Below are 636 nucleotides of genomic sequence, written 5' to 3' on the forward strand. Positions count from 1 at the left end.
CGGCGCAATGCACAACTGGCATTACAGGAGCAGTAGTACTATGGCATTAAGTGCCACGATTTATCGTTTCGGAATTGATTTAAGTGATATGAACCGACATATCTATGAGCGTGTTTCTTTGCATGTTGCATTGCATCCTTCTGAAACGATCGAAAGAATGTGCGCACGATTAGTGGCTTTTGCGCTGAGTTATGAAGAGCATTTGGAATTCACAAAAGGCCTGAGTACAGATGACGAACCTGATATCTGGAAGGTCAATTACAGCAGTGAAATTGAACACTGGATAGAAATTGGCAAGCCCGATGCTAAGCGACTAAAGAAGGCATTGGGTCGAAGTAAAAAGGTCTCTGTGTTTAGCTATGGTGGCCAAGATGTTGAACAATGGATCGAATCCATTATGAAGGATGCATCTGTGAATCAAAAAATTTCTGCATTCCGATTTGATAAAGAACCCGTTGAACAATTCGCTAGTCTAGTTGAGCGCACTATGGAGTTAGGTATCATGATTCAGGATGATTTAATCCATGTGTCATTTGATGGGAATATGATTGAATTTAAGCTCGAAACATTGATGGGCCATTTATGAGTTTAAGTTCGGTATTTCTTACTGCCTTGATTGGGTTTGGGGTCTGGTAT

General features: G+C 40.9%; 1 protein-coding gene. It reads left to right on the forward strand.

Going from position 1 to position 636, the window contains the following annotated elements:
• The coding region (locus A3762_RS06100; RefSeq protein ID WP_082868970.1) for a YaeQ family protein at positions 1-586 on the forward strand (586 nt) is incomplete at its 5' end.
• Positions 587-636: the final 50 nt, after the last annotated feature.

The sequence above is a fragment of the Oleiphilus sp. HI0125 genome, from assembly GCF_001635355.1.